This window comes from Pseudomonas sp. G2-4 (assembly GCF_030064125.1).
In the GTDB taxonomy this organism is placed as follows: Bacteria; Pseudomonadota; Gammaproteobacteria; order Pseudomonadales; family Pseudomonadaceae; genus Aquipseudomonas.
Genome location: NZ_CP125957.1, coordinates 5,204,423 through 5,231,393, shown reverse-complemented (window position 1 = coordinate 5,231,393; position 26,971 = coordinate 5,204,423). Strand labels below are relative to the sequence as shown.

Here is a 26,971-nt window from a genome sequence, read left to right as displayed (position 1 = left end):
TGTGCTAGAGCTGTCGCCGTGTGACCTGGCACCCTCCCTGTGCAATACTCGGCGCCGTTTTCAGAAGTGTCTGTCATCCCAGACAATGCATCTCCGGAAACACAGTTTTTGCTGAGGGTTCTCCCTGAAATTCCCCGGTTTTACAGTGAATCTCTCTGTCCCCGGCTTTTTATACTGCATGGCCCGCTGATCCTGAGGGCGTTGTTCTACAGGACGGTCTGTCCACGAAGCAGACCGGTTTCGGCAAGGTGGCAGGCTTACCAACCTGCGGCTTTGGAGACTCGGCGGTTAATCCAATAACAAGACGAGGTTGTATCCCTATGCCTGTCGGCAATCATCTGCCCCATGGCGAGACCGCTCAGGGTGGTCCGCTCAAACGTGAGCTCGGTGAGCGGCACATCCGCCTGATGGCGCTTGGCGCCTGTATCGGTGTCGGGCTGTTCCTCGGCTCGGCCAAGGCCATTGAAATGGCCGGCCCGGCGATCATGCTGTCCTACATCATTGGCGGCCTGGCGATCCTGGTGATCATGCGTGCCCTCGGCGAGATGGCCGTGCACAACCCGGTGGCCGGGTCGTTCAGCCGTTATGCCCAGGACTACCTAGGTCCGCTGGCCGGTTTCCTGACCGGTTGGAACTACTGGTTCCTGTGGCTGGTAACCTGCGTGGCGGAGATCACCGCAGTGGCGGTGTACATGGGCATCTGGTTCCCCGACGTACCCCGTTGGATCTGGGCCCTGGCCGCGCTGGTCAGCATGGGCTCGATCAACCTGATCGCGGTCAAGGCCTTCGGTGAATTCGAATTCTGGTTCGCCCTGATCAAGATCGTGACCATCATTGCCATGGTCATCGGTGGCATTGGCATCATCGCCTTCGGGTTCGGCAACGACGGCGTGGCCCTGGGCCTTTCCAACCTCTGGACCCACGGTGGCTTCATGCCCAACGGCGTGCAGGGCGTGTTGATGTCCCTGCAGATGGTGATGTTCGCCTACCTGGGCGTGGAGATGATCGGTCTGACCGCCGGTGAAGCGAAGAACCCGCAGAAAACCATCCCCAACGCCATCGGCTCGGTGTTCTGGCGGATCCTGCTGTTCTACGTCGGCGCGCTGTTCGTGATCCTGTCGATCTACCCGTGGAACGAGATCGGCACCCAGGGCAGCCCGTTTGTGATGACTTTCGAGCGCCTGGGCATCAAGACCGCCGCCGGCATCATCAACTTCGTGGTGATCACTGCGGCGTTGTCGTCCTGTAACGGCGGCATCTTCAGCACTGGGCGGATGCTCTACAGCCTGGCGCAGAATGGCCAGGCCCCGGCCGGCTTCGCCACGACCTCGGCCAACGGCGTGCCGCGTCGCGCCTTGTTGTTGTCCATCGCCGCGCTGCTGCTGGGCGTGCTGCTCAATTACCTGGTGCCGGAGAAAGTCTTCGTCTGGGTGACCTCTATCGCGACCTTCGGCGCAATCTGGACCTGGGTGATGATCCTGCTGGCCCAGCTCAAATTCCGTAAAAGCCTGAGTGCTTCGGAACGTGCGGCCCTGAAATATCGCATGTGGCTGTACCCGGTCAGTTCCTACCTGGCGCTGGCATTCCTGGTGCTGGTGGTGGGCCTGATGGCGTACTTCCCGGACACCCGCGTGGCGCTCTACATTGGCCCGGCATTCCTGGCGTTGCTAACGGTGCTGTTCTATACCTTCAAGTTGCAACCCACCGGTGATGTGCAGGGGGCGGTGCGTTCAACTTCGTAAGTTGACGGTGATGTAAAAGGAGCCCCGGTCGGATGATCGGGGCTTTTTTTCTGCGCCAATCACCTTCCCGTGAGGTCCTACCTGTTAACTCCTACAGTAGACCGCACACCGATAGAACCCTAGATTAAGTCGCCTGAACCACCCGCACGGTCGGGGGCATCCATGAAAACATTATGGAAAGGTTTTTTCAGCTACTCCCTGGTGGGGCTGGCTAATACGCTGATCCATTGGCAGATATTTTTCGTGCTGCGGGTGGCGTTCGGCCTCAATCAAGCGATGAGCAATTTCACGGCCTTTTGCGTGGCGGCCTCCTTCTCTTTTTATGTCAATGCGCTCTACACCTTCGAAGCCAAAACCTCGGCATTGGGCTATGTTCTTTTCCTAGGCGTCATGGGTGCCCTCAGTTTCACCGTCGGTTATCTGGGTGATCGCTGGCACGTCCACGGCCTGCTGACCGTGGCGGTATTTTCGCTGTTGAGCCTGGTGATCGGTTTTCTGTTGTCGCGGTTTGTGGTGTTTCGCGGACATTGTCCATGAACGTTTCTTTGATCGTTCCGGTCTTCAATGAAGAACAAGCCATCAGCCTGTTTTATGAAAGTGTCCGTCAGCATCCGGCATTGAAAGACCATGCCGTCGAAATCGTCTTCATCAACGATGGCAGCGGCGACCAGACCGCCGCCATCGCCCGCGATATTGCACTGATGGACAGCCGGGTCCTGTTGATCAACTTCTCCCGCAACTTTGGCAAGGAACCGGCCCTGTTTGCCGGCCTTGAACACGCCAGCGGCGACGTGGTGATCCCCATGGACGTGGATCTGCAAGACCCCATCGACGTCATTCCACGAATGATCGCCGAATGGGGAAAGGGCGCCGAAGTGGTGCTGGCCAAGCGCCGCGATCGCTCATCCGACAGCTATCTCAAGCGCCGGGGCGCGGCGTTGTTCTATGGGGTGCTCAATCACATCGCCTACCCGCACATCGAGCAGAACGTCGGGGATTTTCGCTTGATGGATCGCAAGGTGGTGGAGGTGATCAAGACCCTTCCCGAATACCAACTGTTCATGAAGGGCGTGTTGTCGTGGGCCGGTTTCAACACCGTGGTCATCGAATACGACCGCCCCCGCCGCGCTGCCGGCAAGAGCAAGTTCAATGGCTGGAAGTTGTGGAATCTTGCCCTTGAAGGCATCACGTCGTTCAGCACGGTGCCGTTGCGGCTGTGGACTTACGTGGGCGGTTGCATCTCCTTGGTTTCGCTCCTGTACGCGATTTACATGGTGCTGGACAAGATTCTGTTTGGTAACGACGTGCCGGGTTATCCGTCGTTGATGGTTGCAGTTTTATTCCTGGGCGGTGTGCAACTGGTGGGTATCGGTGTGCTGGGCGAGTACATCGGGCGGATTTATCTGGAGACCAAGCATCGGCCCCGGTATGTCATCAAGGAAATGATCAGGGAAGGCCGGATGAAATCCCGGGATGGATCCTGATGTTGTGAAGGAAGTCATCACCGCGATTACCGCAAGTCCTTATCGCCAGGGAAATCATGATCGATGAAGATGCCTCGCGTTTACTCAGGAGCACTCCCCAGCCGGTTTGTCGATCGTTCAGCTTTGGCGGCTGTGGCAGTCCTTGCGCTCGTGGTGCGTTTTCACGGAATCACGATACCCGTTATCTGGTATGACGAGGCGTTCAGCGTGCTGCTTGCCCGGCACGAGCCTGGGCAGATCTGGTCTCTTACGGCACGAGACGTTCATCCTCCACTGTATTACCTCGTGCTGCACTACTGGATGGTTTTGTTCGGCGACGGTGCCATGGCTGTAAGGTCGCTCAGTGCGTTGGTTGATGTTGGCACTGTCTTGCTGGGTGTAAAGCTGATGAGCCTGGTTTCGACGCGAAGAGCAACCTGGATCGCTGCGTTGTTATTGGCGTTACTGCCAATTTCGGTTCGATACAGTCAGGAAGCGCGGATGTACACCTTGCTCGGGTTTTGGCTGATGGGGGCAACCGTGGCATTGGTGTGCTGGGTTAAGGAGAGTGAGAGGAAGCCATTTGCATTCATTTATGTACTGCTGATGACCGCCGCTTTCTACACCCACTATTTTGCAGCGCTGTGTGTCCTTGTTCATTGGTTTTATTGGTGGTGGGGGCGTCCGGGCGCTGCTAGTACCGTGCTACCGACGCGCACCTGGGTACTGGCTAACGTTCTGATCGTCGTGTTGTTCCTGCCTTGGCTGCCTCATTTTATTGATCATCTGACTGGCCGATCGGGTCTTGGATGGATACCGCCTGTCACAGGACAGTCAGTGTTGGGTCTCGTTTGGCAGTTTATTGTGATGAGTGCTTGGGGGACCCAATCGTTGCTTCTGCGCATGGTGCCCCTAGGGTTGGTTATTGCATGCGCACTCGTGCTGATTCGGAAGGACAACCTCCGGCATCGTTTCAATGGTTTATTGGTAGGCTATTTTTTTATCCCGGTTGTAGTTCTTGCTTTGCTGGCGTTAATCGTTCCGGTATTCGTTCCTCGCTACCTGGTATTTTCCGCAGTTGGAGTGCCTTTCATCGTCGCAGTAGCGCTGGATATATTGGGGCGTCGGACAGGCGTTCTGGCCTTGGCCGTGGTGATTGTGGTTACTGCAGAAATACAGGGACTGCATTCGGTGTACCGACAAGCGGATGGCTTGAATGGAACCGATTTACGTAGGGATTTCAGGCTTGATGTGTTGGCCGCTGAGATTCAACAAATGATTCGGCCAGGTGATGACATTCTGCTTGATTCTTTAATTTGGTACTTGCCATTCAGTTATTACAATCAAACGGGTATGCGACCGACGCTTTATATCCACATACCTTCCGGTACAGCTCTAAAAGGTTTTGACCGTAACGGTTACGCCCTGATTTCTGAAGATGCTAGATGGATTAATTTCAATAGTTTGCAGGTACTTAAATGCAATGAGCCTAGGCTCTGGTGGATAGCGGCAAAAACTCATCCTAAGGACGAGCTGCTGCAGGAGAAAGGTTGGGAAAAAAAACTTACTCTTGTAGATCGAGAGATGGTTGCTTCTCTGTTCATCCTCAAAGCGTCACCAGCCTCAGATGAGGCTGGTAATCCAGCCACCACTACGCCGCCACTACCTCCTGCGGCTCAAAACTGTCCGCCCGCGCCATCTGCCACATCCGCGAATAAAACGCCCCATTGACCTCACCGGTCAGCAACTCCCCCGGCTTCAAGAACACATGCAACTGAGAAAACAGCTTGATCTCAGTGGCGGACATGCGCCGAACCAAATGCTTGGGCTGCAATTGCGAAGGATGCTCAAGCCCGGCGGCGGCGAGCATTTCGGCCAGGGCCTTGAGGGTGTTGCGGTGGAAGTTGTAGACCCGCTGGGCCTTGTCCGGGACGACCAGGGCGCGTTGGCGCAGGGTGTCCTGGGTGGCGACGCCGGTGGGGCATTTGTTGGTGTGGCAGCTTTGGGACTGGATGCAGCCGATGGCGAACATGAAGCCGCGCGCGGCGTTGGCCCAGTCGGCGCCGATGGCCAGGACGCTGGCGATGTCGAAGGCGCTGACGATTTTGCCGCTGGCGCCGAGCTTGATCTTGTCCCGCAGGTTCAGGCCCACCAGGGTGTTGTGCACGAACAGCAGGCCTTCGCGCAGCGGCACGCCGATGTGGTCGGTGAATTCCACCGGCGCGGCACCGGTGCCGCCTTCCTTGCCGTCCACCACGATGAAATCGGGCAGGATCCCGGTTTCCAGCATGGCCTTGGCGATGCCCATGAATTCCCACGGATGACCCAGGCAGAACTTGAAACCCACCGGTTTGCCGCCGGACAGCTCACGCAGTTGCTGGACGAATTGCATCAGCTCAATGGGTGTGGAGAACGCGCTGTGGCGTGACGGTGAAACACAATCCTCGCCCATGAGAATGCCACGGGTCTCGGCAATTTCCCGGGTGACCTTGTGCTTGGGCAGGATCCCGCCGTGGCCGGGTTTGGCGCCCTGGCTCATCTTGATTTCAATCATCCGCACCTGCGGGTTCTGCGCCTGGACGGCGAAGCGCTCCGGGTCGAAGCGCCCGTCGCTGGTGCGACAGCCGAAGTAGCCGCTGCCCAGCTCCCAGGTGAGGTCGCCGCCGTGTTCGCGGTGGTAGGGGCTGATGCTGCCTTCCCCCGTGTCATGGGCGAAATTGCCCAGCTTCGCCCCTTGGTTCAATGCGCGGATGGCGTTGGCGCTCAGGGAGCCGAAGCTCATGGCCGAGATGTTGAACACCGAGGCTGAATACGGCTGGGTGCATTGCGGACCCCCCACCGTCACGCGAAAACCGCTGGGGTCGCTCAACGGGGCCGGGCGCATGGAGTGGCCGATGAATTCGAAGCCGCTCTGGTAGACATCGATCAAGGTGCCGAACGGTTTGTCGGCGCTTTCGTTCTTGGCCCGGGAATACACCAGCGAGCGTTGGGCCCGGGAAAACGGCAGGGCGTCACTGTCGGATTCAAGCAGGTACTGGCGGATTTCCGGGCGGATGCCTTCAACCAAGTAGCGGATATTGCCCAGGATCGGATAGTTGCGGCGCACCGCATGGCGGCTTTGCAGCAGGTCGAACAGCCCCAGCAGGCTTAACAGCCCTGTCACCAATGCAATCGGCCAGAGCCAGTCGTGTTGCAGAAACGGCAGGCTGGCGAGGGTGAAGATCACACAGCCGGCAAAGAAGGCGTAACGGCTTAGCAGCGACAGGCTCATGCGGTTTCCTTGGGGTTGAGCGTTTGATGGGGGGATATGGTACTCAGGAACACCGCTCCTGTGGTGAAGGGATGGCACACAATCCCGTGGCGAGGGAGCTTGCTCCCGCTGGGGCGCGCAGCGGCCCTGAAACCCGGCAGCGCGGTGGGTCAGGTTGATTGAGTGGCCTTTGAGAGGGGCTGCTGCGCAGCCCAGCGGGAGCAAGCTCCCTCGCCACAAAGGCATTCCGGGCAGCCAGGAAGTTTGCTCGAGACTTACACTGCTTCGAGGCACTCCCTTAACCCGCGCCGTGCACCCATACCGTGGCGAGGGAGCTTGCTCCCGCTGGGGCGCGCAGCGGCCCTGAAACCCGGCGACGCGGTGGGTCAGGTTGATTGAGTGGCCTTTGAGAGGGGCTGCTGCGCAGCCCAGCGGGAGCAAGCTCCCTCGCCACAAAGGCATTCCGGGCAGCCAGGAGATTTGCTCGAGACTGACCCTGATTCGAGGCACTCCCTTAGCCCACGCCGTGCCCAACCCCGTGGCGAGGGAGCTTGCTCCCGCTGGGGCGCGCAGCGGCCCTGAAACCCGGCGACGCGGTGGGTCAGGTTGATTGAGTGGCCTTTGAGAGGGGCTGCTGCGCAGCCCAGCGGGAGCAAGCTCCCTCGCCACAAAGGCATTCCGGGCAGCCAGGAGATTTGCTCGAGACTGACCCTGATTCGAGGCACTCCCTTAGCCCACGCCGTGCCCAACCCCTGTGGCGAGGGAGCTTGCTCCCGCTGGGGCGCGCAGCGGCCCTGAAACCCGGCGACGCGGTGGATCAGGTTGATTGAGTGGCCTTTGAGAGGGGGCTGCTTCGCAGCCCAGCGGGAGCAAGCTCCCTCGCCACAAAGGCATTCCGGGCAGCCAGGAAGTTTGCTCGAGACTTACACTGCTTCGAGGCACTCCCTTAACCCGCGCCGTGCACCCATACCGTGGCGAGGGAGCTTGCTCCCGCTGGGGCGCGCAGCGGCCCTGAAACCCGGCGACGCGGTGGGTCAGGTTGATTGAGTGGCCTTTGAGAGGGGCTGCTGCGCAGCCCAGCGGGAGCAAGCTCCCTCGCCACAAAGGCATTCCGGGCAGCCAGGAGATTTGCTCGAGACTGACCCTGATTCGAGGCACTCCCTTAGCCACGCCGTGCACCCATCCCGTGGCGAGGGAGCTTGCTCCCGCTGGGGCGCGCAGCGGCCCTGAAACCCGGCAGCGCGGTGGGTCAGGTTGATTGAGTGGCCTTTGAGAGGGGGCTGCTGCGCAGCCCAGCGGGAGCAAGCTCCCTCGCCACAAAGGCATTCCGGGCAGCCAGGGGATTTGCTCGAGACTGACCCTGATTCGAGGCACTCCCTTAGCCCACGCCGTGCCCAACCCCTGTGGCGAGGGAGCTTGCTCCCGCTGGGGCGCGCAGCGGCCCTGAAACCCGGCGACGCGGTGGGTCAGGTTGATTGAGTGACTTTTGAGAGGGGGCTGCTGCGCAGCCCAGCGGGAGCAAGCTCCCTCGCCACAGGTGGGACGTTTACTCTCCATCAAACCAGTGGTTGCACCGAGCCTCTCAAACCGCCTGCTTCAACTGCCGCATCGGCAATTCAATGCGGAACGTAGTACCCACGCCAACCTCGCTACTCACCGTGATCTCGCCATGGTGCTTTTTCACGATGCCATAGGACAGTGACAGCCCCAGCCCCGTGCCTTGGCCGACGGGTTTGGTGGTGAAGAAGGGATCGAAGATTTTTTGCAGCGTTTCGGGGGGCATGCCCGAGCCGTTGTCGGCCACTTCGATCCACACGTTGTCACCTTCCACACCGTTGCGCAGGGTGATGGTGCCGCGTTCGGGGCCGATGGCCTGGGCGGCGTTGACGATCAGGTTCATGATCACCTGGTTGATCTGCGACGGCAGGCATTCCACTTCCGGCAACGGCGTGTATTGCTTGACCACGTCGGCCTTGTACTTGATTTCGTTGGCGACGATGTTCAACGTCGAATCCATGCCTTGCTGCAAATTGGCCAACTGCCATTCCTGGGAGGCGTCGACGCGAGAGAAGTCCTTCAGGTCCTTGACGATCCGCCCCACCCGGGCGATGCCCTCCTTGGATTCCTTGATCAGCATCGGGATGTCCTCGATGAGGAAGTCCAGTTCCACCTGATCACGCAGGCTCTTCAACTGCACCACCAGCTCCTGCGAGGCGATGGATTCCTCCGCGCCACCATAGGCTTCGAGCATTTCCTGGAGTTTGCCAAAGTAGCCGTCCAAGGCGCCCAGGTTGGAGGAGATGAAGCCGATCGGATTGTTTATTTCGTGGGCCACCCCGGCCGCCAACTGACCCAGCGAGGCGAGCTTTTCCGATTGCACCAACTGGCTTTCGAGCATCTTGCGTTCGTCGATTTCCATTTGCAGCAGCTCACTGGCCTGTTTGAACGCCAGGGTGCGTTGTTCCACCAGGTCTTCGAGCTTGCTCATCTGCAGTTGCGCGCGGGAGGTCATTTCCCATTTGGTGGTCAGGGTGTTGGCCATCTGCTGGACTTCGATGTTGTCGAAGGGTTTTTTCAGGATCAGCAACCGGTCGTGGCCGTTCAGGCGGTCCAGCAGTTCATCCCAGGAATAATCCGAGTACGCGGTGCAAACCACCACCTGCAACTGCGGGTCGCGCTTCCAGAGTTCTTCGATGGTCTTGGCGCCATCCCATCCTTCGGGCATGCGCATGTCGACAAACGCCAGGGCATACGGGCGCCCTTTCGCGGCGGCCTCCTGCAATTTTTTCAGGCCTTCCTGGCCGCCGTAGGCCGAGTCGAGTTCGAATACGGTGGCGGTCGGTTTCGGCGCGTCGCCGAACAGCGCGCTTTCCATGTCTTGCAGGTCGGCATTGTTCTCATCCTCCGGCGTGAGGATCTTGCGAAAGTCGTCATGGATGGCGGGCGTATCATCGATCAACAGGATGCGCCGATTACTCATGTTGTTCATGGTTCACCTTCCGCGAGTTTCAGGGGCAGTTGCAAGACGAACGTTGCCCCGGTGCCTGGCCCCTCGCTGTGGGCGGTGAGTTGGCCGTTCATTTCAATCGCCGCCAGTGCACAACTGTGCAGGCCGAACCCGTGGCCTTCCTTACGCGTGGTAAAGCCGTGGGCGAAGATGCGTGTCATGTTTTCCTCCGGAATGCCTTCACCTTCATCCTTGACGCTGATCTGCAGGGTTTCACCCTCTACGACCTTGGCCTTCAGAGTGATGTTGCGCGCATGGTTGGAAACTCCCGCCATGGCGTATTTGGCATTGCTGATCAGGTTGATAAGAATCAGCAGCAAGCGGTGCTTGTCGCCCATGATGCGCGGCACGTCGCCGTATTCCTTGATGACCGTCACGTGGTGGCGGGTGAGGGCGCCGGAGTTCATGCGCAGGGCGTCCTCGAGCAATTCGCTGACCACCAGGGGTTCTACCATGCTATTGGCGCCGGCGTAGGATTGCTGGGTGGAAACGATGTCCTTGATGTGGTCCACGCTCTTGCTCAACTGGGCCAGTTCGTCAGTAAGGCTTTGCTGCTCGAGCGCGATGGCATCCACCAGTTGATTGAGGTAACCGGGCAACAGCTTGCCTTTCTCGTCTTCGGTGAGGAAGTGCCCCAGGTCACGGGAATGCTCGTTAATCAGCTGCATCGCCTTGCCCAGCCCCAGGGCCTTGCTGCTGCGCAGCTTGCGGGAGACCAGGTCAGCGGAGATGTTCACGCTGTTGAGCACATTGCCCACGTTGTGCAACACGTTGGTGGCGATCTCCGCCATGCCAGCCTGGCGGGCGGTGTCCATCAATTCGCTTTGTGTGTCCTTGAGCTGGCGAGTCCGTTCCTCGACCCGTTGTTCCAGCTCGTCGTTGGCGGTGTGCAGGGCGGTGTTGACCCGCTTGATCTCGGCGAAGCTGCGCATCAGCCGGATCGCCAGCCAGATCAGGATCAGCACCAGGAACGTGGCGAATACCAACAGGTAGATATGGTTGCGCTGGTGCTTGGCGGCGGCCTTTCCCTGGTCCTTGTCGAGCAGGTTGGTAATGATGTCCAGGCGACTGGCCACGGGGACCGCTTCTATGTCTTGCAGCAACCCATTGACCAGTGGCTGTTCGCGCAGGATCAGGGCGATGTGCCTGCGCAGGATATCGACGGAAGCACGCAGCCCTGGCGGCAGCCGCTCCTTGTTGATCTCCAGCCTGTTCAGGCCCAGCAGGACTTCGGCCGCCTGTTCCCGGGTGGTGACCTGGGCGAATTCCATGCTGCTGAGCAACAGGTCATACGTATCGATGGCAACGCTTTGCAGTCGCAGTTTGTCCTCGTCGGACAGCCGGGCGAACTGTCCCTGAATGTCGTCTTCGGCCGTGGGCAGGAAGGCCAAGGAGTTTCGCAGCACCGCGTTGTGGGACTTGAACTGTTCCACCAGACGGGTTTTCTCCTTGACTGCCTTGAGGTATTCGTCGCGTTCGTTTTTCCAGAGTGATGGCGCGTGGCGACCTTCCACCAATTCAATGGCGTCGAGGCGTTGCCAGAGACGTGACATCTCATGAAGAGGGGAAACCAGGGGATCGTAATTGTGGGTGAGGGCGATCCGCGATTTGAGGACTTCGTTGTCCCAGATGGCATCCTGTTGTTTAAGCAGGCGGACCAGGTCCCGGGATTCAATGTAGGAGGCGGCCTGTTGGGCGCCCGACTGGATGTACATGAACAGCAGGACAGAAGCCAGCAACAGACCAATGAGTACCAGGCCCAGGCGACGGAGAATCGTCATAGCGGCTTGCCCTCCCATTCACCGGTGAGGGTCTTGAGGAATTCGACGATCAGTGCCGTATCGTTTTTGAGTGGTTCACGTCCCAATTGGTACTTGAACATGACCTTCACCGCGTCCTCCAGGGTCGGCGCGGACGCATCATGGAAATACGGGGCGGTGACGGCCACGTTGCGCAGGCTGGGCACCTTGAACACCTGGCGGTCGGCTTCATCGCCGGTGATGTTGAAGCGACCCTCATCGGCGCGGGTCACGTTGCCCCGGTCCTGAAAGTAGTCGCCCATGACGCCAAACTTCTGGAACATATTGCCGCCGATGTTCACACCCTGATGGCAAGCGATGCAGCCGTATTCCTTGAAGCGCTGGTAACCGAATTTTTCCCGGGGTGTCAGGATGTCGGTATTGCCCAGCAGGTATTGGTCGAAGCGCGAGTTGGGGGTCAGCAGGCTGCGTTCGTAGTCCGCCAGGGCGCCTTGGACATTGAGCTTGGTCACCCCGTCGGGGTAGGCGTCCTTGAAGTCCCTGGTATAGCCGGGGTCCTCGGCGATGCGCTTGACCACGGATTCCCAGGTGCTGCCCATCTCCACGGGACTGGTCACCACGGCGTGTACCTGTTCTTCCAGGGTGTCGACGCGACCGTCCCAGAACTGATGGAAGTTCAGGCTGGCGTTGAGCACGGTCGGCGTATTGACCTCCACCGGTTTGCCGTCAAAGCCCAGGGAAAACGGCTTGTCGTCGGCACCGCCCTTGTCCAGGCGATGACAGCTGGCGCAGGACAGGGTGTTGTTGACCGACAGGCGCGGGTCATTGAACAACCGCAGGCCCAGCTGGACACGCTTGGGGTCCAGCGCTGGAGCCGCAGGCAGCGGTTTGAGGGGTTCGTCCAGTGGCTCGGCGTGAGCGGCCACGTTTAATCCCATGAGCAGGCCAAAAACCAGAATCAGTCCATGTGATGCCATGGGATGTTTTCCTTGGAACGCTTGGTTTAGAAACTCAGGTGTTTACGAAAACGGGCTCTGGCGGGTTTCCCATTCAGCCATCCATTCGGCGAAGGCTTGCGGTTCCACGGCCTTGCTGAAGTAATAACCTTGGGCCTCCTCGCACTGGTGAGCCTTGAGAAACTCCAGTTGCTCACGGGTTTCCACACCTTCGGCAATGATGTGCAGGTTCAGGCTCTTGCCCAGGCTGATGATGGTGCTCACCAGTTTGGCGTCGTTGCTGTCGATGCTCAGGTCGCCGACGAACGATCGGTCGATCTTCAACACGTCCACCGGAAATTTCTGCAGGTAGCTCAGGCTTGAGTAGCCGGTGCCGAAATCGTCGATGGCCAGGCGTATCCCCAGTTGCTTGATAGCCTTGAGGGTGGCGACCGTTGTATCGATGTTATGCATGAGCACGCTTTCGGTGATCTCCAGTTCTAACTGTGTCGGGTCGAACCCGGTTTCCTTGAGCGTGCGGGCGATGCCTTCGACGAACCCGCGCTGGCGAAAATCGATGGCCGAAATGTTGACCGACAGGATCAGCGGACGCATGCCCTGCGCCTGCCAGCGGCAAGCCTGCTGGCAAGCCTCCTGGAGCACCCATTGGCTCAGCGGCACGATCAGCCCGCTGTCTTCGGCCACCGGGATGAAGTCCGACGGGTAGATCAGGCCTTGATCCGGCCGGTTCCAGCGCACCAGCGCTTCGACGCCGACCACTTTGCCGCTCGTCAGGTCGAGCTTGGGCTGGTAATGCAGCACGAATTCCTTGTGTTGCAGCGCCAGGCGCAGACCGGATTCGATGGTCTGCTGCTGCCGCGCCCGGCGGTTCATGTCTTCGGTGAAAAAACGGTAATCGTTGGGGCCGGTTTCCTTGACGTTGCGCATCGCCGTCTCGGCTTTCTTGATCAGCGCCACCGCATCGTAACCGTCCGCTGGGTAAAGGCTGATGCCCAGGCTCGCGGTGACAGTCAGGTCGTGGCCGTCGATGGGTTGCGGGGAGCTGATGGCGTTCAGCAGTTTTTCGGCCACGCCTTTGGTCTGCTGCGGGTCGCTGACGTCTCCCACCAACACTACGAACTCGTCGGAACCGTAGCGAAACACCGAGTCGGATTCACGCACCACGGTCGCCAGTGCCCGGGCTACCCGCTTGAGCATCTCATCGCCCACCGGGTGACCCAGGGCGTTATTGATGCGCTTGAAGCGGTCCAGGCCGATGAACATCACCGCCAGTTGCCGGTCATGCCGGCGACAATGGGCCATGGCCTGGGTCAGGCGATCGCCCAGCAGCATGCTGTTGGGCAGTTCGGTGAGCACGTCGTATTGCAGCAGGTGGGAGACCTTGAGCAATTCCTGGACCCGCTCTTCTATCGTGCGCTCCAGGCTGCGCATTTTTCGCGCGGCATCCTGGGCCAGTTGCCATTTCCAGGTCATGGCGCTGGCCATCTGGCGGATTTCCAGGGTGTCGAACGGTTTCTTGAGGATCAGCAACTGATCATCGAACTCGATCCGCTCGGACATGGTTTCCCAAGAGTAATCCGAGAACGCCGTGCACAGGGCAATTTGCAGGCGCGGGTCGGCCTCCCACAGCCGCTCGATGGTTTGCAGCCCGTCCCAGCCCGGGGGCATGCGCATGTCGGCGAACACCAGGGCATAGGGCTGGCCTTCGGCCTGGGCGCGCTTGACCAGTTCCAGTGCCTCTTCGCCCTGATAGGCGGAGTCGATCTGAAATTGCAGCTGGCTGACCTGGGACGTGCCGAACAGCAGGCTCTCCGTGTCGTCCAGTGATCCATCAGTGCTGACGCCGGGGCTGAGGATCTTGCGAAAATCCTGGTGAATTGCCGGTGTATCGTCCACCACCAGGATCCGCCGGTTGGCAGGTACTGACATGGGGTTCATGGATTGCTCTCCGATAGCTGGTTCGCAGGTCGGGTCCAGTGGTCGGTTGTGGGAATGATGGTACCGGCCTTGAGCAGTTCGGCGGCCTGGCCGCTGTCGACCACAGTACTGAAGTAATGCCCCTGGGCCTGCATCGCGCCGCCGCTGGACATCAGCGTAGAGCGTTGCTCCTGGGTTTCGACACCTTCGGCAATGATGCCGATGCCGACATCCCGGGCAAAGTTGATGATTGCCCGCAGGGTCGTGGCGTTCTCGGGGTCGTCGTTGGCGCTGTCGAGAAAGCGCTGGGCGAGCTTGAGGTGATTGACCCGGTAGGTCTTGAGGTAATCGAACGAGGAGTACTCGGTACCGAAATCATCGATTGCAATCTGCACGCCCAATTCGCACAGGCGCGGCAGCACGTCGTTGTGGGTCCACTTGGTCTGGGCCAGGGTGGCTTCGGTGACGTCGAAACGCAGGTCCCAGGGGGCCAGCTCCCAGCGCGCGGTGGTGCGCAGCACGTCGTAGATCAGCTCCGGGCCGGTCTTGAGTTGGGTCAGGGACAGGTCGATGGCGATCACCGGCGGGGCCACGCCCTGGTCGCGCCACTGGCGCATCTGTTGGCAGGCCTGGTCCAGCACCCAATGGCCCAGGCCAATGATAATCCCGGTCTTCTCGGCCGCCGGCATGAAGGCCGCTGGTTCCAGCCAGCCGCGTTGAGGGTGTTTCCAGCGGACCTGTACGCCCATGCCGAGGATCTTGCCGGTGCCGAGGTCGACTTCCGGCAGGTAATGCAATTGCAGCTCGTTATGTTCGATGGCCAGGCGCAGGTCGCTGGCGAGGGCGACCCGATCCGTCACTTCCTGGTTAATTTCCTCGTTATGGAAATGGTACTGGTTGCGGCCCTTTTCCTTGGAGCGGTACAGGGCCATGTCGGACTGCGCCATCAGGCTGTCGGCACTCAGGCTCTGGGGCGTATACAGGCTGATGCCGATGCTCACCGAGATGCGCACGTCGTTGCCGTCCAGGGAGTAGGGCGCCACCAGCGCATCCCGGATCTTGCCCGCCAGGGCGGCGCAATGAGTGGCCTCGTGGACATCCAGCTGCAAAATGGCAAACTCGTCGCCGCCCAAGCGCGCCACCACGTCGTTTTCCCGGGTACAGCCTTTGATGCGCGCAGCGACTTCCTGCAACAACAGGTCGCCGATGGGGTGGCCGAGGGTGTCGTTGATCCGCTTGAAGTGGTCAAGGTCCAGGTAAAACATCGCAAACGGCGCCGCCCCCCGGCGAGCCGCGGCGAAGGCCTGGTGCAGGCGTTCGATCATGGTGGCGCGGTTGGCCAGCCCGGTCAGGCCATCGGTGCGGGCCAGCAGGGCGATTTTTTCCTCGGCCAGTTTGCGTTCGGTGATGTCGAGGATGATGCCTTCGACTTCCAGCAACTGGCCTTGCTCGTTGCGCACCGGGATGTAGCGGTTCTCCACCCAGCGGAACGTGTCGTCGCCCGTGCGCATGCGAAATTCAATCGAAGCGCCCGCAGTGTCGCGGCCCAGGACGCGCACCATGGCGGTGTCGACTTTGCTCCGGTCATCGGGGTGAATCAGGACTTGCCCCCAGTCTGGCGAGTTGATCAGTTGCGCCGCCACATGGCCGAACTTGGTGATGTTGTGGGAGATGTACATCAATGGGAATGGCGGCTCGCCGCGCAGGCGATAGAGGATGGTCGGGCTGTTCTGCACGATGATGTTGGCGTCTGCCAGCTCCCGGGTGCGTTCTTCCACCGCTCGTTCGAGCATGTCCATTTTCAGCGCGGCGTCTTCGGTCATTTGCCATTTGACGGTCAGGGCGCTGGCCATCTGGCGGATTTCGATGGCGTCGAAGGGTTTTTTCAGGATGAGCAACCGGTCGCCCAGATCGAGGCGCTCGGCGATGTCTTCCCAGGAATAATCCGAGTAAGCGGTACACAGGGCCACTTGCAGCTTGGGATCGACCCGCCACAGCCGTTCGATGGTTTCAAGACCGTCCCAGCCCGGGGGCATGCGCATGTCAATGAAGGCCAAGGCGTAGGGCTGCCCCTCGGCCAGGGCCGATTCCACCTTATTCAGGGCTTCCATGCCCTGGAAGGCCGAATCGAGCTCGAATCGCTGCTGGGCGACCGCCACTGGCGCGCCGAACAGGGCCTCTTCGGCACTGCTCAGGCTGTCTTCTGGGGTGCCCTGGGGGCTGAGGATCTTGCGAAAATCCTCATGGATGGTCGGGGTGTCGTCGACGATCAGGATCCGCCGATTGCCTTTCTCCATCGGCAGGCTCATGGCCGTGCACCGCGAAGATGCTGACTATAGAACCATGGGTACATCTGATATCCCTTTCTCTGGCATGAGTCTTCTGGCCTGTACATGGCCCTTCATGGGGTAGAGCATAGTCGGCTCGTGGGGATGCGCTCGGCCAGAGATGGCGAATTGTGACTAAATGAACGCAATCTACTAGCCTGTTCTTCAGGGGAGCGGTAGAACGGTTGTGGTTAATAGGAGGGGGTAAAAATGGAAGATCAATCGCCGGAAGTTTCGGCAAGGAAACCCACGGTGCTGCTGGTCGATGATGAAGAGTCGATTCTCAGCAGCCTGCGTCGGCTGCTGCGCAGCCAGCCGTACGAGATTCTGCTGGCCGACAGTGGTGCCAGGGCCCTGGAAATCCTCAAGGAGCGCCCCGTCGACCTGGTGATGACCGATGCCCGCATGCCGAACATGGATGGCGCCACGCTGCTGGCGCAGATTCGCAAGCTCTATCCGTCGACCTTGCGCATCCTGCTCACCGGGTATGCTGATGTCGACATGATGACCAAGGCCATCAACGAGGGGCAGCTCTATCGCTACCTCAGCAAGCCCTGGAATGACGAGGAACTGGTGCAGGCGCTGCGCCAGGCCCTGGCCCACCAGCATTCCGAAAGCGAACGCCAGCGCCTCGAAGCGCTGAACAGCGAGCAGAACCAGCAACTCAAGACGCTGAACGCCACCCTGGAAAAACGCGTGGCCTCGCGCACCTCCGAACTGCAGCAGACCGCCGACATGCTCGACCTGGCCTATGACGAGCTCAAGCGCAGTTATGTGACCAGCACCGAAGTGTTTTCGTTGATCGCCAACCTGCGCCTGCCCAAGGCCAAGCAGACCAACCGGCAGATCATCGAGTTGATCAGGGTCTACAGCCGGCTGCACTTCCTCGACGAGTCCACCGACCGCGACCTGACCATGGCCGCGGCGCTCTACAACATCGGCAAGCTGAGCTGGACCGATAACATGATGACCACGCCCGCCGACATGCTGCATCACAGCGAGCTTGATCTGTATCGCGCCTATCCGAAGCAGAGCGAGTCGCTGCTGATGACCCTGGACCCGATGAAAGACGCGGCACGGATCATCCGCCATCACCAGGAGCGTTGGGACGGGAGCGGTTTCCCCGAGCACCTCAAGGGCGAGGCCATTCCATTCGGGTCGCGGCTGTTGAAACTGGCGGTGGATTTCATCGAACTGCAGCGCGGGTTGATCCTCGAACGGCAGATGAACAGCGACGAAGCACTGGTCTACATCCGCAAGTACGCTGGCAAGCTGTACGACCCGAGCATGATCGAGGACTTCATCAAGGCCTGCGGCGAATACCTGGACGACGTGACCCTGTCCGACCCGACGGTGGAGGTCAAGACCACCCGTGAACTGGCGCCCGGCATGATCCTGGCTCGCAACCTCAACGCCGACAATGGCATGCTGCTGCTCAACGCCGGCAAGGTCCTGAGCGGCCCGCTGGTGGAAAAGCTCATCGCCTTCGAATCGATGGAAGGGGCCCGGTACAGCGTGTTTGTCAAAATCCCGGAAGAGGAAGCAGACCCTGCGGTGCCGAAGCCGATGTTGGGGTAATGCGGTTCTGCAGATGTCACCGTTCGAACTGTGGGAGCGAGCTTGCTCGCGATAGCGGAATGTCAGTGACTGCATTGTTGACTGGCCGGACGCTATCGCGAGCAAGCTCGCTCCCACAGGGGAATGTGTGGGGGCCTGAAACGGGGGCAAGGCTTTGCTCCTGCGGCCCTGGTCTGTAATCTCCCCGGCATTTCCCCCCCAAGGCTTTCATCACTCATGACCACTTCCCTCATCCGCATCGCCGCCGCCCTGTTGATCGGCCCGGACGGTCGAACCCTGTTGGTGCGCAAGCGCGGCACCCTGGCTTTCATGCAGCCGGGCGGCAAGATCGAGGCCCATGAACAACCGGTCCAGGCCCTTGTCCGGGAATTGGATGAAGAGCTTGGGCTGACGATCGACCCGGCACAGGCCCACTACCTGGGGGCGTTCAGCGCGCCGGCCGCCAATGAGCCGGGTTTTATCGTGCAGGCTGAAGTGTTTTTACTGGCCATCGACGCCCCGGTGTCTCCCGCCGCTGAAATTGAGGAAGTCCGCTGGATCGATCCGGCCGGCGACAGCGATCTTCTGCTGGCCCCGTTGACAGGCGAGGTGATCCTGCCGTTTTATCGAGCCACCCATCTTGTAACCTGCTGACTCAAGGATTGCTGCCGATGATTCCATTGCCGGATCTGCTGATTTTCGCGGTCGCCGCATTGCTGATGGTGCTCACGCCCGGCCCGAACATGATCTACCTGATCTCCCGCTCGATCTGCCAGGGTCGCAAGGCCGGGGTCACGTCCTTGCTGGGGGTGGTGGCGGGTTTTTTCGTGCACATGTTCGCGGCGGCAGCGGGGCTGACGGCAGTGTTCGTGGCGGTGCCCATGGCCTATGAAGTGTTGAAGTGGGCCGGTGCGCTGTACCTGCTCTGGCTGGCCTGGCAGGCCGTGAAGCCGGGGGCGCGCTCACCCTTCGAGGCCCAGCAGCTGCCAGCGGACTCGACGCGCAAGTTGATCACCATGGGCTTTCTCACCAGCGCCCTGAACCCGAAGATTGCGGTGTTTTACCTCTCGGTGTTTCCGCAGTTCATCAGCCCGGAACACGGTTCGCTGTTCACCCAGAGCATCATCCTGGGGCTGACCCAGATCAGCGTCAGTTTCAGCGTCAACCTGCTGATTGCCTTGTTCGCGGCGGGCATTGCCTCGTGGTTCGTCCACAACCCCACCTGGCTGGCGGCCCAGCGCTATTTCATGGGCTTTGTGCTGGGGGCGTTGGCGCTGCGCCTGATGCTTGAGCAACGGCGTTCGGCGTGAGCATTCGACGGCTGGGGGCGCGCGACGTCGAGGCGTATCGTCACTTGATGCTCCAGGCCTACGCGCTTCATCCGCAAGCCTTCACCTCCAGCGTCAGTGAGCGGGCGGCGCTGCCCATCAACTGGTGGGAGTCACGCCTGACCAGCCGGCTCGATGTGTTGCTGGGGGCGTTTGTGGAGGATGAGCTGGTGGGGATTGTCGGGCTGTCCCTGGAGCCTCGGGAAAAGGTCCGGCACAAGGTGACGTTGTTCGGCATGTACGTCACCGATGCCCATTGCCATCGAGGGCTCGGCTACCAATTGGTGCAAACGGCCCTCGACGAAGCCCGCCGCTACAGTTTTCTGCGCCTGGTGCAACTGACCGTCACGGCCGGCAACGCCCCGGCCCTGAAGCTCTACCAGCGCTGCGGTTTCAAGCAATACGGCCTCGAACCGCAGGCGATACGGGTGGGCGAGGACTACCTGGACAAAATCCACATGTGGCGTGAGCTCTAGAACCACCCGGTCCTGGCTGTTGAGCTTTGTGGTGAGGGGATAAATCCCCTCACCACAAAGGACCGAGTATCACCGAACCGCACTGACCCCATCCAATGTCGAAAACGACGTGTCCTTGGCTGTCAGCAAAAAGTCGCGCATGTACGGCGCATCAAGCATGTCGGTACGGACCGCCGCATACAGCGTGGCGAACAAGCCTTTTTCCCCCAGTCGCTTGGCCTTCACGTAACCCCGCGAGCTGTATTCATGCAGTGCCCAGTGCGGCATGCCGCACACACCTCGGCCGCTGGCCACCAACTGCATCATCATCACCGTCAGTTCAGAGGTGCGCACCTGGGCCGGTTCGATGTCGGCCGGCTCCAGGAACCGGGTGAAGATGTCCAGTCGGTCCCGCTCTACCGGATAGGTGATCAGGGTTTCGCTGACCAGGTCTTCGGGCACGACGTAGGGTTTGCCCGCCAGTCGATGCTGGTTGGCCACGGCGAGCATCGCTTCATAGGTGAACAGCGGCACGTAAGTGATCCCGGCCAGTTCCAGCGGGTCGGAAGTCACCACCAGGTCCAGGTCGCCCCGGGCCAGGGCCGGTAGCGGAGCGAAGGCGAAGCCCGAGGCCAGGTCCAGTTCGACTTCCGGCCAGGCATCGCGGAACTGATCGATGGTCGGCATCAGCCACTGAAAGCAGCTGTGGCATTCGATCGCCATGTGCAAACGCCCGGCGGTGCCACCCGCCAAGCGCGCGATGTCTCGTTCGGCGCCGCGCAGCAAGGGCAGGGTGGCGTCGGCCAATTGCAGCAAGCGCAAGCCGGCGCTGGTGAAGCGCACCGGTTTGGTCTTGCGCACGAACAATTGCATCCCCAGGCGTTCCTCCAGTTCCTTGAACTGATGGGAGAGGGCGGACTGGGTCAAGTGCAGGCGTTCGGCGGCTTCGACCAGGCTGTCGGCCTCGCGCAGTGCGTGCAGAGTCTTGAGGTGGCGGATTTCAAGCACCGGGGGCTCCATGAGGGAAACTTGTGGAAAGTACGAAAAGGTTGAGTTTGTCTCATGCAGGACGAACTGTCGACAAGAGGCCTTCTTTTTCACCTTGAGGAAACAAGCGCCCGCCGTTTACCGCTGGTTTCAGGTCAGCATGGCAACCACTCGGCAATCTTCATCAAACTGTCACGCAACTGTGGCAGCGCGCTTTAACAAACTTCATCAGACTCGCGCTCTACTGGGGTTCTGCGTTTCGGTGTTTCTTCATGCGTGTATTCATTTTTCTGGCCGCGTTGTTCTGCGGCCTGCCGTCGTTTGCGGCGTCTCGTTGTGATGTCAATGTCGCGACCCAACGGGTCGATCTGGACCAGGTAAGCCTGGCGTACCAGAGCATTGGTCGTGCCTCGGATCCAGCGTTGCTGCTGGTCATGGGGCTGGGCGGGCAGTTGATCCATTGGCCGGACGAAGTGGTGGTCGCCCTGTGCGAGCAGGGTTTCCGGGTGATTCGCTACGACAACCGCGACGTGGGCTTGTCCACCTGGCGCCAGGCCCCCGGCAGCGCCAACCTGACCTTTGAAGCCTTGCGCTACAAACTCGGCTTGCCCGTGGCCGCGCCTTATACCCTGACTGACATGGCCGGCGACGGGCTGGGGTTGATGGAGGCGTTGCACGTGCAACGCTTTCACGTACTGGGCGCGAGCATGGGCGGGATGATCGCCCAGCACATGGCGGCCATGGCGCCGGAGCGGGTCGAAAGCCTGACGCTGATCATGAGCAGCTCCAGCGCCCAAGGCCTGCCCGCCCCCAGCGAACGGTTGGTGCAACTGTTGTCCCGGCGCGGTGCGCCGAATCGCGAAATGGCCCTTGAACAGCAGGCTGATCTGCTGGCGGCCCTGGGCAGCCCGATGGTGGTCGACGACCGTCAGGCGCTGTTGCATCAGGCGGCCCTGTCCTATGACCGGGCCTTCAACCCCGAGGGCGTGAAGCGCCAGATCATGGCGATCATGGCCGAGCCGAGCCGGGTGGCGCTGCTCAATCAACTGCGGGTACCGACCCTGGTCGTGCACGGCACTGCTGACCCGTTGCTGCCGGTGATGCACGGTGTGCATCTGGCGGCGCATATCCAAGGCAGCCAGTTGAAGCTGATCCCGGGCCTGGCCCACCGCTTCCAGGATGCGTTCAAGGCGCCGTTGCTGGGGGCGGTGTTGCCCTACCTGCAGCAGCATCGCGAAGACACCTCGCACTGGGCGCAGATCGAACCGGTGCAGGCGCCGAATTTGCTCTGACAAGCCCGTACTGATCACTTGAGGCGGGTGAGATCCAAATGTGGCGAGGGAGCTTGCTCCCGCTGGGTTGCGCAGCAGCCCCAATAACACTCTGGCAACTCGATGTGTCTGGCAGATCCTAGGGGGCTGCTTCGCAGCCCAGCGGGAGCAAGCTCCCTCGCCACGGGGGACTGTGTTTTTCCAGAGAGAGTGGTCCTACCGCCCCCGAGCCTGCCCCACCAACCACCCCAGCAATTCCTGCAACGGCCCCGATGCCTCGGGTTTGCGTGGATGCACCAGGTGATAACCCAGCCCGGTCTTGACCTTCAGTTCGAACGGCATCACCAGCCTGCCGGCGTTCAGGTCGTCGCCGATCAGCGACCAGTCGCCAATCGCCACCCCCGTACCCTGGGACGCCATGGACATCGCCAGGTCCAGGGTTTCGAAATGCTGGCCCTTGCTGACATTACCCAAGTGCACACCCGCCACCTCCAGCCAGGCGTTCCAGTCGCGTTCGTCACGGGTGGGGTGCAGCAGCAAGTGTTGTTGCAGATCGGCAGGCGAGCGCAGCGGCACGGGGCCTTGCAGGAGCGGAGGGGAGCAGACGGGCGTCAGCTGTTCATCGAACAGGTGCAGGCATGCCAGTGAGGCGTCGGGTGGCGTGCCATAGACCACCGCAGCGTCGAAGGCTTCGCGGTGGAAATCCACCCCATGCCTGGCCGTGGCGGTCAATTCCACCGGCACGTCCGGCCGTTCCTTCTGCCATTGCAGCAAGCGCGGCAGCAACCAGCGCATCACACAGGTCGGGGCCTTGAGCTGCAGGGTCTGGCGCTTCTCACCGATCTGATCCACCGCCTCGCCGATCAGGCTGAACACCTGCTGCACCCGAGGTAGCCAGGCCACGCCCTCGGCGGTCAGGCTCAGGCCGCGTGCCTGGCGCAGGAACAGCGCATAACCCAAATGACTTTCCAGCCCGGCGATCTGCCGGCTCACCGCGCCCTGGGTAATGTGCAACTGTTCGGCGGCCCGGGTGAAGTTGCAGCATTGGGCCGTGATCAGAAACGTGTGCAGCGCTGGAAGCGGGGGGAGTCGTTTCATGTGGAGCCCAGCCATGACGTGAAGACATGGCTAGTATGACTTTTTATCCATTGTTGCCGCTATGGCTCGACCGTTCCAATAACGCCATTCCCAAACACCAAGGAGGCCCGCCGCGTGTTGCGCGGGGCTCCGTCCAAGACAAGAAAAGGGCAGTGGCAATGGCAACGTGTGGCGAAGTATTGGTCAAGTTACTCGAAGGCTATGGCGTGGAGCAGGTATTCGGCATCCCCGGCGTGCACACCGTGGAGTTGTATCGCGGGCTGGCCCGCTCCAGCATCCGCCATGTGACCCCGCGTCACGAACAGGGCGCGGGCTTCATGGCCGACGGCTACGCCCGCGTCACGGGCAAGCCAGGGGTGTGTTTCATCATCACCGGCCCCGGCATGACCAACATCGCCACCGCCATGGGCCAGGCTTACGCCGATTCGATCCCGATGCTGGTGATCTCCAGCGTACAGGCCCGCAATCAATTGGGCGGCGGGCGCGGCAAACTGCATGAGCTGCCGAACCAGAGCGCGCTGGTGGGCGGGGTCGCGGCGTTTTCCCACACACTGATGTCCGCCGCTGAACTGCCCGGCGTATTGGCCCGGGCGTTCGCCTTGTTCCAGGCCGGGCGTCCACGGCCGGTGCACATCGAAATTCCGTTGGACGTGCTGGTTGAAGACGCCGATGCCTTGCTCGCCAGCACGCCGGTCGACATCAGCCGTGCCGGTGCCGCGCCCAGTGCCGTGGCGCACATGGCGGAAAAATTGGCATCGGCCGAACGTCCCTTGATCCTCGCCGGTGGTGGTGCCATCGACGCGGCGGTGGAATTGACCGAACTGGCCGAACGCCTCGGCGCGCCGGTGGCATTGACCATCAATGCCAAGGGCCTGTTGCCGTCCCGGCATCCCTTGCTGATCGGCTCGACCCAGAGCCTGGTCGCCACCCGTGCATTGGTGGCCGAGGCGGATGTGGTGCTGGCCATCGGCACCGAACTGGCCGAGACCGATTACGACGTTACCTTCGCCGGCGGCTTCGAGATCCCGGGTGCGCTGCTGCGCATCGACATCGATCCGGACCAGACCGTGCGCAACTATCCACCGCGGCTGGCGCTGGTGGCCGATGCCCGCATCGCTGCCCGGGCCTTGCTCGATGAATTGAATCTGCAAACCCTGGCCGAGCGCCGCGCCGATTGGGGCTCGGCTCGCGCTGCTCGGTTGCGCGCCGATCTTGAAGGCGGCTGGGACGCGCCGACCCGCGCCCAGACGGTCTTTCTGAAGACTGTTTTGCAGGCGTTGCCCGACGCGGTATTCGTCGGTGACTCCACCCAACCGGTGTACAGCGGCAACCTGACCTTCAACCTGGAGCAACCGCGCCGCTGGTTCAATTCATCCACCGGCTACGGCACCCTCGGCTATGCGTTGCCGGCGGCGATCGGCGCCTGGCTCGGCGGCCAGGACCGGGGCCACGGTCGCCCGCCCGTGGTGTGCCTGATCGGCGACGGCGGGCTGCAATTCACCCTGCCGGAACTGGCCAGCGCCGTGGAGGCGTGCACGCCCGTGATCGTGCTGTTGTGGAATAACCAGGGTTATGAGGAGATCAAGAAATACATGGTCAACCGCGCCATCGAGCCAGTGGGTGTGGATATCTACACCCCGGATTTCATCGGCGTCGCCAAGGCTCTGGGCTGCGCTGCCGAAACCATCGGAGGGGTAGAATCACTGCGCGTCGCGTTGCTGGCGGCCCGTGAGCGGCAAGGCCCGACATTGATTGAGATTGACCAGGGTGTTTGGACATCGAAATGTTGAGGGGTTTTTACTGGCCTCATCGCGAGCAAGCTCGCTCCCACAGGGGATCTTCATTGAACATAGATTCTCTATTCACAACAGACCCCATGTGGGAGCGAGCTTGCTCGCGATGAGGCCGGCCCAGTCAACACAAAACCCGGATCAGACGGTCATCCGCAACCGCGCCAGGTCCCGCAACGGCGGCGCGCCGAATAACCGGCTGTACTCGCGGCTGAACTGCGACGGGCTTTCATAACCCACCCGATACCCCGCTGCCGACGCTTCCAGCCCTTCGGCGAGCATCAGTCGCCGGGCTTCCTGCAGGCGCAGTTGCTTCTGGTATTGCAGCGGGCTCATGGCCGTCATGGCCTTGAAGCGGTGATGCAGGGTCGAGACGCTGAGGTTCACTTCCCGGGCCAGGTCATCAATGCGCAACGGCTGTTCGAAATGGCCATTGAGCCATTTGATCGCCTGGCTGATGCGATGGCTCTGACTGTTGGCGATGGCGATTTCGTACAGCCGATAGCCCTGTGGGCTGCGCAGCAGGCGATACAGAATCTCCCGACGCACCAGCGGCGCGAGCATGGCGATGTCTTTCGGGCTGTCCAGCAATCGTGCCAGGCGCAGCACGGCGTCGAGCATCGGCGTGTCCAGGCGTTCGACATACAGGCCGCGTCCGGCGGGGCGGGTTGGCACACCCAGCGGGCCGGCATCGGCGATCAACGCGGTGATTTCCGCCGGGTCGATATCCAGGCGCAAGGCCATGATCGGCTGTTCGGGCGACACGTTGGCGATGCAACCACTCAACGGCATCGACACCGAGACCACCAGGTAATGAAGCGGGTCGTAGTTGAACAATTCATCGGCCAGGCGCACCTGTTTGCTGCCTTGGGCCATGATGCATAGCGCCGGTTGTGCCAGAACCGGGGCAAACGCCTGGGGCTTGCTGTGGCGCGACAGGTGCAGCGAGCCGATGGCCGTGGCGTAGCTGCCGTCTTCGCTGGTGTTGCGGTCGATGATCGACGCCAGTTCAGCGCGCTGTTGTTCCAGAAAGGTGTCCAGCGGGACCTGGGCTTGGTCGAGAGGCGACATGCCGGAATCCTCGAAGAATGATAGAGAGCGATGAGCAGAGCTTATGTTTGTGCAAGGGCCAGCGGTAGCCACATCCTGTCGAAAGCTTGCCTGATCCTGCACGGTGCTGGGGGCCAGGACTGTGCAACGTGGCCGAAACTTGCTTGAAACCTTTTGTTTCAACTTCCCGGGTTCCAACCGGATCAATGGCGGATTTTGTCCTGTGCGGGGGCAGGATTGTGCAATGGGTCGGCAGGAATCGACTAACGAAGCTGGCGTCGGCGCGCTTAACCTTTGAACCTGTCGCAGCCTCTCCCCGGCTGCACAACGGATGACCTGGGAGGGTTGAACATGTCTACACAGATCCCCGTCAGTCACATGGCTTTTGTCCGTGCTCGTGCCGGTTGCTCGAAGCAGTTGGGGGCACGCCTGAGTACACTGATCGCGCCTTCGCGCGAAGCGCCCGGTTGCCTGCACTTCGCCTTGCAACATTCGCAGTGCGACGCCGATTTGTGGCTGGTGTCCGGGCTCTGGGTCAATCAGCCGGCGATGGATGCCTACTTCAATTCCCCGGCCATGGCGATTTTTGCCGAGCTGGTGCAGGCGCTGGTGGTGAGCAGCCTGGATTTTCACACCTTCAGGGACGTGTCCGCCGCCCAAGCGACCGAAGGCTGCCTGGCGCAGGTACACAAACTGGCTGGTTGAAGGTTTAATGGCGGTTATTTTCCACCGCCAGGATGCACAAACATGGCACGTAAAGCCTTTGACACCTTTGAAGCTGTTTCTGCTGTGATCCCCAAGGAAGGCGGCGGCTACCATGCCGCCATTGCCACCAAGGCCATCGGTGGTTCCGGTGCACCGCGCTTTAACAAGGTGCTTGAAGACCAAGGCTTCAAGACTGCGACCGAAGCCGATGACGCCGCTGCCGTGCAGCTAACCCATCTTCAGGGCGTCAGCGAGGATGGTGGGTTGGTTTGGTAAATCCACCTTGATGAGAGTGCTTTTGTGGCGAG

At 60.8% G+C, this 26,971-nt stretch carries 20 protein-coding genes and 3 pseudogenes; 12 read left to right on the top strand and 11 right to left on the bottom strand.

The window, feature by feature from the left end; all coding sequences use genetic code 11:
• The first annotated feature begins 320 nt into the window (after positions 1-320).
• The 4 genes from QNH97_RS22895 to QNH97_RS22880 all read left to right on the top strand — a co-directional run bounded on the left by QNH97_RS22895 (position 321) and on the right by QNH97_RS22880 (position 4,936).
• Positions 321-1,742 (top strand): amino acid permease, encoded by a 1,422-nt coding sequence (locus QNH97_RS22895; RefSeq protein WP_283554030.1) that lies wholly within the window; start codon positions 321-323, stop codon positions 1,740-1,742.
• 162 nt (positions 1,743-1,904) lie between these two features.
• Positions 1,905-2,279, top strand: a complete 375-nt coding sequence (locus QNH97_RS22890) for a GtrA family protein (RefSeq protein WP_283554029.1) — start codon at positions 1,905-1,907, stop codon at positions 2,277-2,279.
• Positions 2,276-3,226: a glycosyltransferase family 2 protein gene (locus QNH97_RS22885; RefSeq protein ID WP_283554028.1), complete on the top strand. Its 951-nt coding sequence runs from the start codon at positions 2,276-2,278 to the stop codon at positions 3,224-3,226. Before QNH97_RS22890 ends, QNH97_RS22885 begins: the two co-directional genes overlap by 4 nt.
• A gap of 63 nt (positions 3,227-3,289) precedes the next feature.
• On the top strand, positions 3,290-4,936 hold the full coding sequence (locus tag QNH97_RS22880; protein ID WP_283554027.1) for a glycosyltransferase family 39 protein: 1,647 nt from the start codon (positions 3,290-3,292) through the stop codon (positions 4,934-4,936).
• On the opposite strand, the gene QNH97_RS22875 is transcribed toward QNH97_RS22880, so the two are convergent.
• The 8 genes and pseudogenes from QNH97_RS22875 to QNH97_RS22850 all read right to left on the bottom strand — a co-directional run bounded on the left by QNH97_RS22875 (position 4,857) and on the right by QNH97_RS22850 (position 16,404).
• Positions 4,857-6,476 carry an FMN-binding glutamate synthase family protein gene (locus QNH97_RS22875; protein ID WP_283554026.1) on the bottom strand — a complete coding sequence of 540 codons (1,620 nt, stop codon included), beginning with the start codon at positions 6,474-6,476 and terminating at the stop codon, positions 4,857-4,859. The genes QNH97_RS22880 and QNH97_RS22875 overlap by 80 nt on opposite strands.
• 1,561 nt (positions 6,477-8,037) lie before the next feature.
• Positions 8,038-8,319 (bottom strand): annotated as a pseudogene (locus QNH97_RS29630) (sensor histidine kinase); the annotation flags it as partial.
• A 444-nt stretch (positions 8,320-8,763) separates the two neighbouring features.
• Positions 8,764-8,850: pseudogene (locus QNH97_RS29625) on the bottom strand (hypothetical protein); the annotation flags it as partial.
• Positions 8,851-9,054: 204 nt separating this feature from the next.
• Positions 9,055-9,330 (bottom strand): annotated as a pseudogene (locus QNH97_RS29620) (response regulator); the annotation flags it as partial.
• A gap of 110 nt (positions 9,331-9,440) precedes the next feature.
• A complete protein-coding gene (locus QNH97_RS22865; protein WP_283554024.1) occupies positions 9,441-11,243 on the bottom strand; it encodes a DAHL domain-containing sensor histidine kinase in 1,803 nt (600 codons plus the stop codon).
• Positions 11,240-12,199: a cytochrome-c peroxidase gene (locus QNH97_RS22860; RefSeq protein WP_283554023.1), complete on the bottom strand. Its 960-nt coding sequence runs from the start codon at positions 12,197-12,199 to the stop codon at positions 11,240-11,242. Before QNH97_RS22860 ends, QNH97_RS22865 begins: the two co-directional genes overlap by 4 nt.
• A gap of 42 nt (positions 12,200-12,241) precedes the next feature.
• On the bottom strand, positions 12,242-14,116 hold the full coding sequence (locus QNH97_RS22855) for a putative bifunctional diguanylate cyclase/phosphodiesterase (RefSeq protein ID WP_283554022.1): 1,875 nt from the start codon (positions 14,114-14,116) through the stop codon (positions 12,242-12,244).
• Positions 14,113-16,404: a GGDEF/EAL domain-containing response regulator gene (locus tag QNH97_RS22850; protein WP_283554021.1), complete on the bottom strand. Its 2,292-nt coding sequence runs from the start codon at positions 16,402-16,404 to the stop codon at positions 14,113-14,115. The genes QNH97_RS22855 and QNH97_RS22850 overlap by 4 nt, the downstream gene beginning before the upstream one ends.
• Before the next feature lie 228 nt (positions 16,405-16,632).
• Here QNH97_RS22850 and nosR point away from each other — a divergent pair, with 228 nt between their 5' ends.
• The 4 genes from nosR to QNH97_RS22830 all read left to right on the top strand — a co-directional run bounded on the left by nosR (position 16,633) and on the right by QNH97_RS22830 (position 19,783).
• Positions 16,633-18,000 (top strand): response regulator c-di-GMP phosphodiesterase, NosR family, encoded by a 1,368-nt coding sequence (gene nosR / locus QNH97_RS22845; RefSeq protein WP_283554020.1) that lies wholly within the window; start codon positions 16,633-16,635, stop codon positions 17,998-18,000.
• Positions 18,001-18,216: 216 nt separating this feature from the next.
• Positions 18,217-18,633, top strand: coding sequence for an NUDIX hydrolase (locus QNH97_RS22840; RefSeq protein WP_283554019.1), 417 nt, complete (start codon positions 18,217-18,219; stop codon positions 18,631-18,633).
• 17 nt (positions 18,634-18,650) lie between these two features.
• Complete coding sequence (locus QNH97_RS22835) at positions 18,651-19,289, top strand: LysE family translocator (RefSeq protein ID WP_283554018.1); 639 nt, start codon at positions 18,651-18,653, stop codon at positions 19,287-19,289.
• Positions 19,286-19,783, top strand: a complete 498-nt coding sequence (locus tag QNH97_RS22830; RefSeq protein ID WP_283554017.1) for a GNAT family N-acetyltransferase — start codon at positions 19,286-19,288, stop codon at positions 19,781-19,783. The genes QNH97_RS22835 and QNH97_RS22830 overlap by 4 nt, the downstream gene beginning before the upstream one ends.
• 69 nt (positions 19,784-19,852) lie before the next feature.
• Here QNH97_RS22830 and metR read toward each other — a convergent pair whose 3' ends face one another.
• Positions 19,853-20,770 (bottom strand): transcriptional regulator MetR, encoded by a 918-nt coding sequence (metR, locus tag QNH97_RS22825; RefSeq protein WP_283554016.1) that lies wholly within the window; start codon positions 20,768-20,770, stop codon positions 19,853-19,855.
• 251 nt (positions 20,771-21,021) lie between these two features.
• Between metR and QNH97_RS22820 the strand changes: the two genes are divergently transcribed.
• On the top strand, positions 21,022-22,041 hold the full coding sequence (locus QNH97_RS22820) for an alpha/beta fold hydrolase (protein WP_283554015.1): 1,020 nt from the start codon (positions 21,022-21,024) through the stop codon (positions 22,039-22,041).
• Positions 22,042-22,236: 195 nt separating this feature from the next.
• Here QNH97_RS22820 and QNH97_RS22815 read toward each other — a convergent pair whose 3' ends face one another.
• Positions 22,237-23,118 carry a LysR substrate-binding domain-containing protein gene (locus QNH97_RS22815; protein ID WP_283554014.1) on the bottom strand — a complete coding sequence of 294 codons (882 nt, stop codon included), beginning with the start codon at positions 23,116-23,118 and terminating at the stop codon, positions 22,237-22,239.
• A gap of 158 nt (positions 23,119-23,276) precedes the next feature.
• Here QNH97_RS22815 and QNH97_RS22810 point away from each other — a divergent pair, with 158 nt between their 5' ends.
• Positions 23,277-24,908: a 5-guanidino-2-oxopentanoate decarboxylase gene (locus QNH97_RS22810; protein ID WP_283557535.1), complete on the top strand. Its 1,632-nt coding sequence runs from the start codon at positions 23,277-23,279 to the stop codon at positions 24,906-24,908.
• 141 nt (positions 24,909-25,049) lie between these two features.
• Here the strand turns inward: QNH97_RS22810 and QNH97_RS22805 are convergent, their stop codons facing one another.
• A complete protein-coding gene (locus QNH97_RS22805; RefSeq protein WP_283554013.1) occupies positions 25,050-25,979 on the bottom strand; it encodes an AraC family transcriptional regulator in 930 nt (309 codons plus the stop codon).
• 330 nt (positions 25,980-26,309) lie between these two features.
• Here QNH97_RS22805 and QNH97_RS22800 point away from each other — a divergent pair, with 330 nt between their 5' ends.
• A complete protein-coding gene (locus QNH97_RS22800) occupies positions 26,310-26,663 on the top strand; it encodes a putative quinol monooxygenase (RefSeq protein ID WP_283554012.1) in 354 nt (117 codons plus the stop codon).
• 42 nt (positions 26,664-26,705) lie between these two features.
• On the top strand, positions 26,706-26,939 hold the full coding sequence (locus tag QNH97_RS22795) for a hypothetical protein (RefSeq protein ID WP_283554011.1): 234 nt from the start codon (positions 26,706-26,708) through the stop codon (positions 26,937-26,939).
• The last annotated feature ends 32 nt before the right edge of the window (positions 26,940-26,971 follow it).

Bases quoted from the DNA above. Each gene is read 5' to 3' on its own strand.
- QNH97_RS22885 (WP_283554028.1), top strand. From the start codon at position 2,276: ATGAACGTTTCTTTGATCGTTCCGGTCTTCAATGAAGAACAAGCCATC.
- QNH97_RS22865 (WP_283554024.1), bottom strand. From the start codon at position 11,243: ATGACGATTCTCCGTCGCCTGGGCCTGGTACTCATTGGTCTGTTGCTG.
- QNH97_RS22815 (WP_283554014.1), bottom strand. From the start codon at position 23,118: ATGAAACGACTCCCCCCGCTTCCAGCGCTGCACACGTTTCTGATCACG.
- QNH97_RS22795 (WP_283554011.1), top strand. From the start codon at position 26,706: ATGGCACGTAAAGCCTTTGACACCTTTGAAGCTGTTTCTGCTGTGATC.
- nosR (WP_283554020.1), top strand. From the start codon at position 16,633: ATGGAAGATCAATCGCCGGAAGTTTCGGCAAGGAAACCCACGGTGCTG.
- QNH97_RS22810 (WP_283557535.1), top strand. From the start codon at position 23,277: ATGGCAACGTGTGGCGAAGTATTGGTCAAGTTACTCGAAGGCTATGGC.
- QNH97_RS22805 (WP_283554013.1), bottom strand. From the start codon at position 25,979: ATGTCGCCTCTCGACCAAGCCCAGGTCCCGCTGGACACCTTTCTGGAA.
- QNH97_RS22880 (WP_283554027.1), top strand. From the start codon at position 3,290: ATGAAGATGCCTCGCGTTTACTCAGGAGCACTCCCCAGCCGGTTTGTC.
- QNH97_RS22890 (WP_283554029.1), top strand. From the start codon at position 1,905: ATGAAAACATTATGGAAAGGTTTTTTCAGCTACTCCCTGGTGGGGCTG.
- QNH97_RS22800 (WP_283554012.1), top strand. From the start codon at position 26,310: ATGTCTACACAGATCCCCGTCAGTCACATGGCTTTTGTCCGTGCTCGT.
- QNH97_RS22840 (WP_283554019.1), top strand. From the start codon at position 18,217: ATGACCACTTCCCTCATCCGCATCGCCGCCGCCCTGTTGATCGGCCCG.
- QNH97_RS22850 (WP_283554021.1), bottom strand. From the start codon at position 16,404: ATGAGCCTGCCGATGGAGAAAGGCAATCGGCGGATCCTGATCGTCGAC.
- QNH97_RS22895 (WP_283554030.1), top strand. From the start codon at position 321: ATGCCTGTCGGCAATCATCTGCCCCATGGCGAGACCGCTCAGGGTGGT.
- QNH97_RS22855 (WP_283554022.1), bottom strand. From the start codon at position 14,116: ATGAACCCCATGTCAGTACCTGCCAACCGGCGGATCCTGGTGGTGGAC.
- QNH97_RS22860 (WP_283554023.1), bottom strand. From the start codon at position 12,199: ATGGCATCACATGGACTGATTCTGGTTTTTGGCCTGCTCATGGGATTA.
- QNH97_RS22875 (WP_283554026.1), bottom strand. From the start codon at position 6,476: ATGAGCCTGTCGCTGCTAAGCCGTTACGCCTTCTTTGCCGGCTGTGTG.
- QNH97_RS22820 (WP_283554015.1), top strand. From the start codon at position 21,022: ATGCGTGTATTCATTTTTCTGGCCGCGTTGTTCTGCGGCCTGCCGTCG.
- QNH97_RS22835 (WP_283554018.1), top strand. From the start codon at position 18,651: ATGATTCCATTGCCGGATCTGCTGATTTTCGCGGTCGCCGCATTGCTG.